This is a genomic window from Streptomyces sp. NPDC087440, assembly GCF_044744005.1.
Lineage (GTDB): Bacteria > Actinomycetota > Actinomycetes > Streptomycetales > Streptomycetaceae > Streptomyces.
Genome location: NZ_JBIUXN010000017.1, coordinates 42238 through 57622 on the forward strand (window position 1 = coordinate 42238; position 15385 = coordinate 57622).

General features: G+C 73.9%; 3 protein-coding genes. All 3 read left to right on the forward strand.

The genetic code is table 11. From position 1 onward, the window contains the following. The first annotated feature begins 33 nt into the window (after nucleotides 1-33). The 3 genes from ACIO3O_RS29110 to ACIO3O_RS29120 are packed head-to-tail and all read left to right on the forward strand — an operon-like array spanning nucleotide 34 to nucleotide 15385. On the forward strand, nucleotides 34-8760 hold the full coding sequence (locus ACIO3O_RS29110; RefSeq protein ID WP_401750901.1) for an SDR family NAD(P)-dependent oxidoreductase: 8727 nt from the start codon (nucleotides 34-36) through the stop codon (nucleotides 8758-8760). Next, nucleotides 8757-12053, forward strand: coding sequence for a type I polyketide synthase (locus tag ACIO3O_RS29115; RefSeq protein ID WP_401750904.1), 3297 nt, complete (start codon nucleotides 8757-8759; stop codon nucleotides 12051-12053). The genes ACIO3O_RS29110 and ACIO3O_RS29115 overlap by 4 nt, the downstream gene beginning before the upstream one ends. Continuing rightward, the gene (locus ACIO3O_RS29120) at nucleotides 12050-15385 is read left to right on the forward strand and encodes an amino acid adenylation domain-containing protein (RefSeq protein ID WP_401750906.1); all 3336 of its coding nucleotides are present in this window, start codon (nucleotides 12050-12052) and stop codon (nucleotides 15383-15385) included. Before ACIO3O_RS29115 ends, ACIO3O_RS29120 begins: the two co-directional genes overlap by 4 nt.

The window sequence follows — 15385 nt, forward strand, 5'->3', positions numbered from 1 at the left end:
GCACGATCACTTGTCGACCATTTCCGTACGGTCTTGGACGAGCACGCGCAGGAGCAGATCTTCCGATTCCTGGTGGACGGAGAAGGAGACCCCCAGACCCTCGGGAACGCCGAACTCGACCTGCGGGCCCGCGCCATCGCCGCGACGCTGCAGGAACGCTTCCCCGCCGGGGAACGCGCCCTGATCATGTGCCCGGCCGGGCTGGATTACGTCGTCTCGTTCTTCGCCTGCCTGTACGCCGACATCGTCGCCGTGCCCGTCTACCCGCCGGACCCGGCGTTCCCGATGCGCACGCTGCCGCGCCTGGTGGCCGTGGTGGAGGACGCCAAGCCCTCGGTGGTGCTCGCGCCAGCCGAGACGATCGCCCTCGTCGACCGCTTCGCCGAACACGCCCCGGTGCTGCGGGAGATCGCCTGGGTCCCGGTCGACTCCGTCGACCCCGGCGCCGCGGACTCCTGGCGGGAGCCCGGCACCCACCGGGACGACCTCGCGTTCCTGCAGTACACCTCCGGCTCGACCAGCAGCCCCAAGGGCGTGATGGTCACGCACGGCAACCTGATCCACAACATCTCGGAGATGAACCGGCAGTTCTTCGGGCACTCCCGCGACCAGCACATGGTCAGCTGGCTGCCGCCGTTCCACGACCTGGGCCTGATCATGGGCCTGCTGACCCCCGCGTACGGCGGGTATCCGGTGACCTTCATGTCGCCGTACTCCTTCCTCAAGCGCCCGCTGCGCTGGCTGCGCGCCATCTCCGACGCCGGGGCGACCGCGAGCCCCGCACCGAACTTCGCCTACGACCTCGCGGTCGCCAAGGTCACCGAGCAGGACCGCCGGACCCTGGACCTGAGCACCTGGCGGGTCGCCCTCAACGGTGCGGAGCCGGTGCGCAGGTCCACCCTGGACGCCTTCACCGCCGCGTTCGCCGAATGCGGCTTCCGGGCCACCACCCACGCACCGTCCTACGGCCTGGCCGAGGCCACCCTCGTGGTCTCCACCGGAGAGCCGGACGCCGAGCCCGTCCACCGCGACCTGGCGGCCGGACCGCTCCAGCACGGTGTGGCCACGGACGCCGGACCCGGCGAGAGGGCGCGCAACCTGCCCGGCTGCGGTGTCTCGCTGCACGATCAGACGGTCGTGATCGTGGACCCGCAGACGCACCTCGTACGGCCCGAGGGCGAGGTCGGGGAGATCTGGGTGGCGGGACCGAGCGTCGCGCACGGCTACTGGCGTCGCCCCGAGGCCACCCAGGAGACCTTCGGAGCGCACCTGGCCACCGGCGAAGGACCGTTCCTGCGCACCGGTGACCTCGGCTTCGCCGACGGCGCGGAGCTCTATGTCACCGGGCGCATCAAGGACGTCGTCATCGTCGCCGGACGCAACCACTACCCCCAGGACATCGAGCGCACCGTCGAGAGCGTGGATGCGGGGCTGCGGCAGGGCTGCGGCATCGCCGGGTCCCGTGAGATCGACGGCGAGGAACGCCTGATCGTCGTCCAGGAGTACCGCGGCAGCCGCACCCCCGAGGCCCGCGAGAAGGTCATCGACGCCATCCGCGCCGAGGTCGTGCGCGAGCACGGGCTGCAGCCGTACGTCGTCGCCCTGGCCCGCACCGGTACGGTCCCCAAGACCTCCAGCGGCAAGCTCCAGCGCGCGGCCTGCATGGACGCCGTCCTGGACGGCACGTTCGAGCCGCTCGCGCTGTGGTGCGCGAACGAGGCCGGTGCGCCGGGCCCGGCAGCGGCCGAGCAGACCCACGGCACCACAGGGTCCGTGCCGCGTCCGGCACCTGGCGTCGGCGACGTCGAGCGGTGGCTGCGCGAGGCGCTGGCCACCGCGACCGGACGGCCGGTGGCGAGCATCGATCCGGAGCTGCCGTTCGCCGGGTACGGGCTGCGTTCCGTCGAACTGGTCGCTCTGGTGGGCGAGTTGGAGGAGTACCTGGCGACGAAACTGGAGCCCGGCATCGTCTGGGAGCACCCCACGGCCGCCAAACTGGCCCGGCACCTGGCGGGCGCACCGGCCGCCCCCGTTGTTGAGCTCACGGCAGTCGACGAGCCCGCCACCACCCTCGCCGGACCCGCACCCGCCCCTTCCCCCTCCCCCACTGCGACCGCCGCGCCGTCCTCGGGCGCCGACGAACCGATCGCCGTCATCGGCATCGGCTGCCGCTTCCCCGGCGGCGTCGACGGACCCGACAGCTTCTGGCAGTTGCTGACCGAGGGCCGCGACGCGGTGACCGAGGTGCCCGCCGACCGGTGGAGCACCGAGGAGTTCCACGACGAGGACCCCGGTGTTCCCGGCCGCACGGTCAGCCGCTGGGGCGGGTTCGTGGACAACGCCGACCGCTTCGACGCCGCCTTCTTCGGCATCTCGCAGCAGGAAGCGGCCCGGATGGACCCGCAGCAAAGGCTGCTGGCCGAGGTGTCCTTCGAGGCGCTGGAGCACGCGGGCGTCCCCACCGGCTCGCTGTCCGGGTCGCAGACCGGGGTGTTCGTCGGCATCTCCAGCTTCGACTACGGCACCGCCCAGCTGAGCGACCTCGACGCCATCGACGCGTACACCGGCAGCGGCAGCGCGCTGAGCATCGCCGCGAACCGGCTGTCGTACCTGCTGGACCTGCACGGTCCGAGCATGGCCGTCGACTCCGCCTGCTCCTCCTCGCTGGTGGCGGTGCTCCAGGCGTGCCAGAGCCTGGCGCGCGGCGACTGCGACCTCGCGCTGGCCGGTGGGGTCAACCTGGTGCTCTCCCCCGCGTTCGCCATCAACTTCAGCAAGGCCGGGGTGATGTCCGCCGACGGCCGCTGCAAGCCGTTCGACGCCGGCGCCAACGGTTACGTACGGTCCGAGGGCGCCGGCGTGGTGATCCTCAAGCCGCTCAGCCGGGCGCTGGCCGACGGTGATCCCGTGCACGCGGTCATCCGGGGCGGCGCCGTCAACCAGGACGGTGCGAGCAACGGTCTGCTGGCCCCCAACCCGAAGGCCCAGGAGGCCGTGCTGCGGTCGGCGCACGCCCAGGCCGGGGTGCGGGCCGCCGACATCGGGTACGTCGAGGCGCACGGCACCGGCACGGTGCTGGGCGATCCCATCGAGGCCAAGGCGCTGGGCGCCGTGCTCGCCGAGGGGCGCGACGCGAGCGATCCGTGCGTGATCGGCTCGGTGAAGTCCAACATCGGTCACATGGAGGCCGCGGCGGGCATCGGCGGCCTCATCAAGGCCGCGCTGATGGTCCGCCACCGCACGGTGGTGCCGACGCTGCACTACCGCGAGCCCAACCCCCACATCCCCTTCGACGAGCTGCCCCTGCGGGTCGCCGACAGCCTGCGACCCTGGCCCACCGGCGGTGTGGCGCTCGCGGGCGTCAGCTCCTTCGGGTTCGGCGGCACCAACGCCCACCTCGTGGTGGAGGAACCGCCGCGGGCCGCGGGACCGGAGAAGGGCGCCGCCGAGGGCGACGTGCTGCTGACCGTTTCCGCCCGCGACGAGCAGGCCCTGCGGGACCTCGCCGCCCGTTACGAGGACACGCTCATCGACGACGCCCCGGTGCGGGCGCTCGCCCGGGCGGCCGCCGTCCGCCGCACCCACCACGAACACCGGCTGGCCTGCACCGGCTCCTCCGCCGCCGAACTGCGCAGCGCGCTGGCCGCGTTCGGGCGCGGTGCGGAGGCGCCCGGTCTCAGCACCGGGGTGCGCCGTGCCGGACTGCGCTCGAAGCCGGTGTTCGTCTTCGCCGGGCAGGGGCCGCGCTGGTGGCCGCTGGCCGCCGATCTGCTGGCCGGTGGCCTCGGCGGCGAGCAGGCGGCGTTCCGTACCGACCTCGGCGGCGAGCAGGCGTCTCGTCCTGGCCTCGGTCCTGGCCTCGGCGGAGAGCAGGCGTTCCGTGCCGTCCTGGAGCGGGCCGACGCGCTGCTGCGCCGGCACACCGACTGGTCGCTGCTCGACCAGCTGGCGGCCGACCCCGCCGAGTCCCGGCTGCTCGACACCGCTGTCGGCCAGCCCGCCCTCACCGCCGTCCAGATCGCGCTGGCCGCGCTGTGGCGGTCCTGGGGCATCGAGCCCGCCGCCGTCGTCGGGCACAGCGTCGGCGAGATAGCCGCCGCCCAGGTGGCCGGTGCCCTCTCCCTGGAGGACGCCCTGCTGATCGCCCTGCACCGGGGCACCGTCCTGCACACGGCCACCGGCAAGGGCCGCATGGCGGTCGCGGGTGTCCCACTGGAGACGGCCCGTGCCCTGCTGGCCGAGCGCACGCCGGGGCAGGTGTGGATCGCCGCGTCCAACAGCCCGAACTCCACCGTCTTCTCCGGTGACGAGGCCGCCGTGGAGGCCTTCGCGAAGGCGCTCGTGGACGACGGCCTGTACTGCAAGGTCCTGGAATCGGTCGAGTTCGCCTCGCACTGCCCGTTGATGGAGCCCGTCGCCGCCGCGCTGGAAACGGGCCTGGCCGCCCTGCGTCCCGCCGCGACCACCCTCCCGATGATCTCCACCGGTACCGGGGAGATCGTCCCGGGGCAGCGGCTGGACGCCTCGTACTGGGCGGCCAACCTCACCCGTCCCGTGCTGTTCGACACGGCCGTCGGCGCCCTGCTGGAGGCCGGGCACACGATGTTCGTCGAGGTGTCGCCCCACCCGATGCTCACCGACGCCGTCACCGAGCGTCTGGCGTCCTACGACGACGGCCGCGTCGCCGTCTCCTCGCTCCGCCGCGACCAGCCCGGCCGTGCCACCGTGCTCGGCGAGCTCGGCCGCCTCTACACCGCGGGCCACCCGGTCGACTTCACCCGGGTGCACGGCCAGGCGGGCCCCATGGTCGCCCTGCCCACCTATCCCTGGCAGCGCACCCGTGCCTGGTACGAGCAGCGTCCGGCGGGACGGGCCGTGCACCGCGGGCATCCGGTCCTGCGGGAGCGCACCGTGTCGGCGCTGGCGCCGCACGCCGTTCACTGGTCGGCGCCCGTGGACCTCGCCGCGTTCCCGTACCTGACGGATCACCAGGTGGGGGGCAGCCCGGTGCTGCCCGCCGCGCTGGTGCTGGACGCCGCGCTCGCGGCGGCCCGTACCCATCTGGGTGCGGACGCCGTCCTGGACGACGTCGAGTTCACCCGGCTCACCGTGGTGCCCGAGCAGTCCGACGGGGCCACCGTGCAGCTCGCCCTGCTTCCCGGCACCGCCGACACCGCGTCGGTGCGTCTGTTCACCCGCTCCGGTGCGGACGAGGAGTGGACGCAGGTGGCGCGGGCGGGGCTCCGCCGGGACGCTTCCGGCTCGGTGGGAGAACCGCTGACAGCGGTACGGGCGCGCTGCACCACCTTGTCCCCGCCCGCGGAGCACTACGCGGCCCTGCGTCGTGCCGGGCTCGGGTACGGGAGCGCGTTCCAGGGCATCGAGGAGTTGTGGCAGGGCCGGTCCGAGGCCGTCGCCCGGCTGCACGAGCGTGCCGCCCTGACCTCCGACCGGGGGGCCCATCTCGTCCACCCGGCCGTGCTCGACAGCGCGTTGCAGGTTCTCGGTGCTGCCCTCGACGCCCAGGAGACCCCGCTCGACGCCACGTACGTACCGGTCGCCGTCGGCAGGTTCACCCTGTTCGCCGAGCGTGCGGAACCGCGCTGGGCGCACGCCACCGTCATCGCGGCCGACCCCGGCGCGCCGACGGTCGCCGGTGCGCGTGTCGTCCTGTACGACGCCGGGGGCACGGCCGTCGGTGAGGTGGGCGACATCACGCTGCGGCGTCTGGAGCGGGCCGGTGCCGCCGACCCGGTGGGCGAGGCGCTGCTGGACGTCACCTGGCGTCCGGCACCTGCCGACGACGTCACGACGCCCCGGCCGCCCGGCACCTGGCTGCTGTTCGCCGACTCCGGCCGCACCGCCGCCGCCCTGGCGGACGGCCTGCGGGCGCGCGGTGCCCGCTGCCTGACCGTCACCGCCGGGCCCGCCCTGCGCACGGTGGGCACGGACCGGTACGAACTCGATCCCGGGCGCCGGGAGGACGTGGCCGCGCTGCTGGCCGACCTGGCCGCCGCGGGCATCCGCGCGGACGGGATCGTGCTGGCCGGGGCTCTCGACGCGGCCCTGCCCGAGGACGCCGACGAGGAGCGGGCGGTGGCCGCGTACGACCGGGTCTGCCTGCCCGCACTCCATCTGATGCAGGAACTGGCCGGTGCGGGACTGGACCCGGCACCCCGGCTGGTACTGCTCACCCGCGGCGCCCAGCCGGTGGCGAAGGGCGATCAACTCGCCGTCGCCCAGGCCCCGTTGTGGGGTCTGGCGCGGGTGATCGGCCTGGAGCACACCGAGTTGCGCAGCACGGTCGTCGATCTGGACCCGGCCGGGGGCGCGGACGAGGGCGGGCTGCTGCTCGCCGAGGTGCTGCGCCCGGGCGACGACGGGCAGGTCGCGCTGCGCGGGGACGTACGGCTGACGCCCGCGCTCCAGCCGTGGACGCAGGTCCCTCGCTCCGGTGAGGACGGCGGGCCCGCCTGGGCCTTCGACGCCGCCCGTGATGGCAACCACCAGTTGGTGGCGGCCCGTCCCGGCAGCCTGGCCAGCCTTCGTTCGACGTGGGGGCGCCGCACTCCGCCGGGCCCCGGAGAGGTCGAGATCGAGGTCAGTGCGGCGGGGGTGAACTTCAGTGACGTCCTCAAGGCCCTCGACTCCTACCCGGGTGCCGACGGCGTCGTACCGTTGGGCGCCGAGTGCGCCGGGCGGATCACCGCCGTGGGCGACGGCGTCGGCGAGCACCTGGTCGGCGACCGGGTGATCGCCGCGGCGCCCGGCAGCATGACCGCCTTCCTCACCCTCGACGCCCGGCTGGTGGCGCCCGCTCCCCCCTCGCTCGACGACCAGCAGGCCGCCGCCGTGCCGATCGCGTTCCTGACGGCGCTGCACGGCCTGGAGCACCTGGCCCGCCTCGGTGAGGGCGAGAGCGTACTGATCCACTCGGCGACCGGCGGTGTCGGCCTCGCGGCCCTCCAGATCGCCCGCCGCCGCGGCGCCCGGGTGTTCGCCACCGCGGGCAGCCCCGCCAAGCGGGACCTGTTGCGCGGCCTGGGCGTCGAGCACGTCTGGGACTCCCGCACCCTCGACTTCGCCGACGGCGTCCGGGAGTTGACCGGCGGTCGCGGGGTCGACGTGGTGCTCAACTCCGCCTCCGGCGAGACGCTGGTGCGCTCCCTCGAACTGGTGGCGCCCGGCGGGCGGTTCGTGGAGATCGGCAAGCGCGACATCTACGACAACAGTCACATCGGCCTGGAATTCTTCAAAGGCAACCGTGCCTTCCTGGCCGTGGACCTGGAGCAGACGATCCGCGAGGAGCCCGCCCGGGTCGCCCGGCTGTTCGTGGAGGTCCTCGACGGGTTCGACCGGGGCGAGTTCAGCGCGCTGCCGGTCACCGCCCATCCCCTCGCCGATGCCGCCACCGCCTTCACCGCGATGGCCAAGGCCCGGCACACCGGCAAGATCGTGCTGGTGCCGGCGCCCGACGAGAGGGTCACCACGGCGCCCGGCGCCGCCCCGGTGCGCCCCTTCGGGACGTACCTGATCACCGGTGGTCTCGGCGCGCTCGGTCTGGAGACGGCCCGCTACCTCGTCGCGCAGGGCGCCCGCCAGTTGGTGCTGGTCGGCCGCAGTGCTCCCACGCCGGACGCCGAGCGGGCCCTGGACGCGCTGCGGGAACACGCCGGGGTGACCGTGGTCGCCGCCGACCTGTCCCAACGGGCGTCCGTGACCGGCCTGTTGGAGCGGATCGACGCCACTTTGCCGCCGCTGGCCGGTGTCGTGCACGCCGCGGGTGTGCTGGACGACGGCCTGCTGACCGGCCTGGACCGGGACCGGTTCCACGCCGTGGCGGGCCCCAAGTCCGCTGCGGCCTGGCATCTGCACCAGGCCACCGCACGGCGCGAGCTGGACTTCTTCGTCCTGTACTCGTCGGCCGCCGCCGTCCTCGGCTCGGCCAGCCAGGGCAACTACGCCTCGGCCAGCGCCTTCCTCGACACCCTGGCGCACCACCGGCGCTCCCGCGGTCTGCCGGCCCTGAGCGTCGACTGGGGCCCGTGGGCGGAGATCGGCCTCGCCGCCCGCCCGGAGCGCGGCGGTGCGCTGGCCGCCCGCGGCATCGAGAGCATCAGCCCGCAGGACGGCATCGCCGCCCTCGACCGGATCATCGGCAGCGGTGCCGCCCAGGTGTGCGTGCTGCCGGTGGACCGCGAGCGGCTCGCCGCCCACCACGGCGGCGGCCTGCTGCGCACCCTGGTCGAGGAGACCGACGCGGGCCCCGGCACCGCCGGGCCCCGGGACGAGATCCGCCGCCGGATGCTGGCGGTCGAGCCGGGCCGTCGGCGTACGGGCGTACTGAGCGAGCACTGCCGCACCGTCGCTGCCCGGCTGCTCGGCTCGGACACCGCCCGGATCGACACGGGCGCTCCGCTGACGAGCATGGGCTTCGACTCGCTGCTCTCCCTGGAGCTGCGCAAGGCCCTGGAGTCCTCGCTGGGCATCGAGCTGGCCTCCACGGTCACCTGGCGGTTCCCGACCCTCGACGCGCTGGTGCCCCATCTGGCGGAGCGGATGGACGTCGCGCTGGAGTCCGGCGACGGCGGGGGCGCACCTCCCGAGGACGTCCCGGACGTGCCGGTGCCGACCGGCTTCGCCGCCGCCGACGTCGGCGCCGCGGACGGCCCGGTGGATCTCGACGCGATGTCCGCGGACGAACTCGCCGCACTTCTGACGGCCAAGACCACACAGATCGAGGAAGGGGCTCAGCGATGACGTCGCCGGGTGACAACCAGAGCGCGACCGAGGCGCTCAAGCGTGCCTATCTGACGCTGGAGCGCCTGCAGCAGAAGGTCGCGGAGCACGAGCGGTCCCGCAACGAGCCGATCGCCGTCGTGGGGACCGGCTGCCGGTTCCCCGGCGGGGTCACGGACACGGACTCCTACTGGCGGATGCTGTCCGAGGGCACGGACGCCGTGGGCGAGATACCCGCCGGCCGGTGGGACCACGAGGCGTTCTACGACGAGGAGTCGGGCAGGCCCGGGAAGATCTACACCCGCGCCGGTGCCTTCCTGGACGACCTGGAGAACTTTGACCACGACTTCTTCGGGATCTCCCAGCGCGAGGCCGTCGCGATGGACCCGGCCCAGCGGCTCAGTCTCCAGGTGACCTGGGAGGCCCTGGAGAACGCGGGGATCGCCCCGTCGGCCCTGGCCGGAAGCCGCACCGGCGTGTGGATGGGGACGGCGTCCTGGGACTGGATCACCGCCCAGCTGCGCCACCCCGAGGAGGTCGGCGCGTACACCAGTTCCGGTGCCGCGGCCTCCTTCATCCCGGCACGCATCGCCTATCTGCTGGATCTGCGCGGCCCCAACATCGCCGTCGACACCGCCTGCTCCTCATCGCTGGTGGCCGTCCACCAGGCGTGCCAGAGCCTGCGGCTGGGCGAGTGCGACATGGCGCTGGCCGGTGGGGTGAACGTGGTGCTCTCGCCGCTGTTGATGATCTCCCAGTCGCAGTTCGGGTCGGTGTCCCGGCAGGGCCGCGCCATGACGTTCAGCGACGACGCCGACGGGTACGTCCGGGGTGAGGGCGGCGGGGTCGTCGTCCTCAAGCGGCTGTCGGACGCGCAGCGCGACGGGGACCGGATCCTGGCCGTGGTGCGCGGCGGCGCGGTGAACCAGGACGGGCGCAGCGCCGGGATCACCGCGCCCAACGGCGCCGCGCAGCGCGACGTGTTCCGGCGCGCGCTGGCCGCCGCCGGGGTGAGTGCCGGTCAGGTGGGGTACGTCGAGACGCACGGCACCGGCACCCGGCTCGGTGATCCCATCGAGGCCGAGGCGTTGGCCGACGTGTACGGGCGCGAGAGCGGCACGCCGCTGTACCTGGGTGCCGTGAAGACGAACATGGGGCATCTGGAGGCGGCCGCCGGTATCGCCGGGCTCATCAAGGCCGCGCTGTGCCTGGAGCACGGTGAGATCCCGCCGAACCTGCACTTCTCCCGGCTGAACTCCAACATCTCCTTCGCCGGTACCACGTTCGAGGTGCCCACGAAGCTGACCGCGTGGCCGCAGCCCGAGGGCCCGCGGACGGCCGGGGTGAGCAGTTTCGGGCTCAGCGGCACCAACGCCCACCTGATCCTGGAGCAGGCCCCGGCCGTGGTGCCGCCCGCCGGGGACACCCGCAGGCCCGCGTCCGTGCTGCCGCTGTCGGCGCGCAGCGAGAGCGCGCTGGCCGTGCTCGCCGGGCGCTACGCCGAACAACTGGCCACCGGTGGAGCGGAGTTGGCGGACGTGGCGCACGCGGCGGGCACCGGGCGCTCGCACTTCCGGCACCGGCTCGCTGTCGTCGGGTCCATCCGGGCGGAGGTCGCCGACCGGCTGGCCGCGTTCGCGCGCGGCGAGGACGCCGGGGGGTTGGTGCAGGGCGAGGCCGGTACCGGTGAGGTGGTGTTCCTCTTCACCGGGCAGGGCGCCCAGCGTCCGGGCATGGCGCGCGGTCTGTACGAGACGCAGCCCACGTTCCGGCGTGCGGTGGACGAGTGCGCGGAGATTCTGCGGCCGCTGCTGGAGCGGCCGTTGCTGGAGGTTCTCTTCCCCGAGGACGCCGAGGACCGGCAGATCCAGCACACCGCCTACGCGCAGCCCGCCACGTTCGTCGTCGAGTACGCCCTGGCCGAGCTGTGGCGTTCGTGGGGCATCACCCCGGCGGCGGTGCTCGGCCACAGCTTCGGCGAGTGCGTCGCGGCGACGGTGGCGGGCGCGATGTCGCTGGCCGACGGGCTGACCTTCGCGGTCGAACGCGCCCGGATCATCGAGGAGTTCTCCCTGCCGGGCAGCATGGCCGCGGTGTTCGCCTCCGAGGAGGACGTCCTGCGGGAGCTGGCCGCGCACCCGGGCCGGGTCGGCATCGCCGCGGTCAACGGTCCGGCCAACGTCGCGATCTCCGGGGAGCGTGAGCTCGTCGAGGCGGTGTGTGCCGCGTTCCTGGCCCGCGGGGTCAAGGCCAAGCCGTTGCACATCGCATCGGCCGGGCACTCCGCGATGATGGACCCGGTCCTGGAGCCGCTGCGCCACGCGGCGCAGAAGATCGACTTCCGGGCTCCGCGCATTCCGCTGGTGTCCAACGTGACGGGTGAGCTGTGGCCGTGGGACCGGGCGCCGGACCCCGACTACTGGTGCCGTCATGTGCGGGGCACCGTCCGCTTCACCGACGGTCTCGCCACGCTGCGCGCCCTGGGCCATCACACGTTCGTCGAGGTCGGCCCGGCCCCCACCCTGCTCGGCGTGATCAGTGACGCGCTGCCGCCCGGCCACGAGGACCTGCTGCTGCCGAGCCTGCGCCCGGGGCACGACGACTGGGCGGTGCTGCTGCCCACGGTGGCCGAGTTGTACGCGGCGGGAGCCCCGGTCGACTGGGCGGGCTTCGACCGGGACTACGCCCGGGCCCGGGTGCCGGTGCCCACCTATCCCTTCGACCCGGTCCGCTGCTGGCAGCCGGCCCGGGCGTGGGACGGTGCGGCGGCACCCGCCGACGACACCGGCGCCGACGGGCGGGCCGCGTCGCGCACCGCGGGTGAAGACCGCTCTGCGCGCGGGTCGCGGACCGTGCGCCGCTCCTCGCGGGGGCGGCGGCGCGCCAGCCGCATCCCGACGGCGGCCGAGCTGCTGGCGCTGGACGCGTCGGCGCGCCTGGCGGCGCTGTGCGAGGGGTTCGTGCTCAGCGTCAAGGACGTCCTGGGCTCCTCCGCCACGGCGGTCGGCGTCGACGACCCGCTGACCGGCTTCGGACTGGACTCGCTGATGGCGGTCGAGCTGCGCAACGAGATCCAGAGCCGCCTCGGCCTGACCCTGCAGATCACCGACTTCCTGGGCGACGCGACCATCGCCGGCGTCGCCAGGAACATCGTCGCCGAGCTCGCCGCGACCGGCGGCGGCTCTGCGGCGGACCCGGCGCTCGGCGGCACCGGGGCACCTGCTGCGATCCAGCGGGTGCCCCGCGCCGCCGATGCGGCCCGGGCGCTCCTCGACGAGCTGGCCGGTGCCCCGGCCGGGCGGGAGGCGTCATGACCGACGACCTCGCCGCCCGGCTCGCGGCCCTGTCCCCCGAGGACCGTGCCCGCTTCGACGCGCTGCTCGCCGAGCGCACCTCCCCGCAGACGGAGGACACCTTCCCGCTGGCGGTCCTGCAGCGCGGCACCTGGTTCCTGGAACAGTTGCGGCCGCGCAACCCCGGTTACATCGTGCCCGGTGCCGTCCGCGTCGAAGGCCCCCTGGACACCGGGCTGTTGCGCATGGCCGTGGCCGAGATCGTGCGCCGCCACGAGGCGCTGCGCACGACCTTCGAGTCCCGGGCGGGTACCCCGGTGCAGGTGGTGCGCCCGCACCTGGACCTCGACCTTCCCGAGACCGACCTGGGCGGGGACGCGTACACGGACGCCGACCGGCAGAAGTGGATCGACGCGGCGCTCGCCGAGCCGTTCGACATCGCCACCGGGCCGCTGGTGCGGCTGCGGCTGCTGCACACCGGCCCCGAGCGGTCCGTGCTCGTGGTCGCGATGCACCACCTGGTGTCCGACCGCTGGTCGATGGGCGTCTTCCTGTCCGAACTGTCCGAGCTGTACGAGGCGTTCGGTGCGGGCAGGCCGTCGCCGCTGGGTGAACTGGCCGTCCAGTACGGGGACTTCGCGGCCTGGCAGCACGAGCAGCTGGCCGCCGGTGGCTGGCAGGAGGGCCTGGCGTACTGGCGCGAGCACCTCGCGGGCGCGCCCGGTTCCCTGGATCTGCCCACCGACCGGCCCCGGCCGGCCGTCCAGGGCTTCCACGGCGGTTCCGTGCAGATGTCGCTGCCCGCGGAGCTGGTCGGCGGGCTGGCCGCGCTGGCCGGACGGCACGGCGCGACCCCGTACATGGCGCTGCTCGCGGTCTTCGACGTCCTGCTGCACCGGCAGTCGGGCCAGGACGACATCGTGGTCGGCGTGCCCACGGCGCTGCGCGGCCGCTCCGAGGTCGAGCCCCTCATCGGGTACTTCGTCAATACGCTGCCGATCCGGGCGGACCTGTCCGGCGAGCCCGGTTTCACCACGGTCCTCGCCCGGGTCCGGGACGCCTGCCTGGGTGCGTACGCGCACCAGGACGTCCCCTTCGAGCTGATCGTCGCCGATGTCACCACCGCCCGGGACCTGAGCCGCCCGCCGGTGTACCAGGTGAGCTTCAGCTACGGGCGCGAGCCGGTGCCCACGCTCGCGCTGGGCGGTGCCCGGCTGACCCGGCTGCCGGTCCGCAGCGAGGGCGCCCGGTTCGATCTGGAACTGCAGGCCTTCGACACCGACGGTGGTGTCACGGGGTGGTTCGAGTACGACCGCGACCTGTTCGACGAGGACACGGTGGTACGTCTCGCCGACCGCTTCCGGCGGCTGGTCGAGCAGGTCGTCGCCCGTCCGGACACGCCCGTCGGGTCGCTGGACGTGCTGGACGCGGCGGAGCGCCACCGGGTGGTGGAGGAGTGGAACGCCACCGAACGCCGGTGGCCCGACGGGCTGGTGCACGAGGTCGTCGAGGAGCAGGCGCGCCGCACTCCGCACGCCGAGGCCGTCCGCTGCGAGGGCGTCTCGCTGACGTACGCCGGGCTCAACGAGCGCGCCAATCGTCTGGCGCATCTGCTGCGCGACCGGGGTGTGGGCAGGGACGTGCTGGTCGGCATCGCCCTGGAGCGCTCCCTGGAGCTTCCGGTGGCCCTGCTGGCCGTCCTGAAGGCGGGCGGCGCCTATGTCCCCCTCGACACCTCGCTGCCGCCCCGGCGGCTGGCCGCGATCGTCGAGGACGCCCGGCCGCGCGTGGTCCTCACGCACGGCGCCCTCTCCGGCGAGCTGCCCGAACTGGGCTGCCCCGTCCTGCGGTGGGAGGAGCTGGGCGGGGAGCTGGCCGTACGGTCCGGGCGCGATCCGCAGGTGGCGGTGGACGGTGAGGATCTGGCGTACGTCATCTTCACCTCCGGGTCGACGGGCCGCCCCAAGGGGGTGATGAACGTCCACGCCGGGCTGCGCAACCGGCTGCTGTGGATGCAGGACGCGTACGGCCTGGACGCCGGCGACCGGGTGCTGCAGAAGACGCCGTTCTCCTTCGACGTGTCGGTGTGGGAGTTCTTCTGGCCGCTGATGACCGGGGCCGTGCTGGTCATGGCCCGGCCCGGCGGGCACCGCGACAGCGGGTATCTGGCCGACACGATCGCCGCCGAGGGCATCACGACGGTCCACTTCGTGCCGTCGATGCTCCAGTTGTTCCTGTCCGAGCCGCCGGAGCGGTCGGCCGGGCTGCGGCGGGTCCTGTGCAGCGGCGAGGAGCTCTCCCGGGACCTCCACGACCGGTTCCTGGCCGTGCACCGCGCCGAGTTGCACAATCTGTACGGTCCGACCGAGGCCGCCATCGACGTCACCTCCTGGCACTGCCGCCCGCAGGACGACACGCGCCCGGTGCCGATCGGCCGGCCCATCGCCAACACCCGGATGTACGTCCTGGACGGCCGTGACCGCCCGGTCCCGGCCGGTGTGCCCGGTGAGCTGTGCATCGGCGGACGGGGGCTGGCCCGGGGCTATCTGGGCCGCCCGGAGCTGACCGCCGAGCGGTTCACGGACGACCCGTTGGTGCCCGGGGCGCGGATCTACCGCACCGGTGACCTGGCCCGGCACCGCCCCGACGGGGCCCTGGAGTTCCTGGGGCGTCTCGACCACCAGGTCAAGCTGCGCGGCCAGCGCCTGGAACTGGGGGAGATCGAGGCCGTACTGGCCCGGCATCCCTCGGTCCGGGAGGCGGTCGTGACCGCCCACAGCTTCGGGCCCGGAGATGTGCGCCTGGTCGCGTACGTCACCGGGGCCGGGCCCGCGGCGCCGACCGCCCAGGAGCTCACCGGGCATCTGCGCGAGCAGTTGCCCGCGTACATGGTGCCGTCGTTCTTCACCGTCCTGGACGTCCTGCCGCTGACCCCCAGCGGCAAGACCGACCGCAAGGCGCTGCCCGCGCCGCAGCCCGGCCGTGACACGCCGGGCACCCGGTATGTGGCCCCGGAGGCCGGTCTGGCGCAGGAGCTGGCCGGGCTGTGGCGCGACCTGCTGGGGGTGGAGCGGGTCGGCATGCGCGACAACTTCTTCGACCTGGGCGGGCATTCGCTGCTGATGGCCGAGTTCCGCACCCGTCTGGCCGCCTCGCTCGGCCACGACATGAGCATGGTCGAGCTCTTCCAGCACCCCACGATCGAGTCCCTCACCGCCTTCCTCGGCGGCACCCCCAGCGAGCCCGCCGCCGCCACGCGCGGCGGCCGGGAGCGCGCACTCAACCGACGTCAGTCCCGTACGCGGCGGCAGCAGGCGGCCGAACGCCGGGCTTCCTCTCGCGGAGACAGGTGA

What these genes read in the sequence shown, in the direction of transcription:
- ACIO3O_RS29120 (WP_401750906.1), top strand. Translation starts at nt 12,050, where the DNA reads ATGACCGACGACCTCGCCGCCCGGCTCGCGGCCCTGTCCCCCGAGGAC.
- ACIO3O_RS29115 (WP_401750904.1), top strand. Translation starts at nt 8,757, where the DNA reads ATGACGTCGCCGGGTGACAACCAGAGCGCGACCGAGGCGCTCAAGCGT.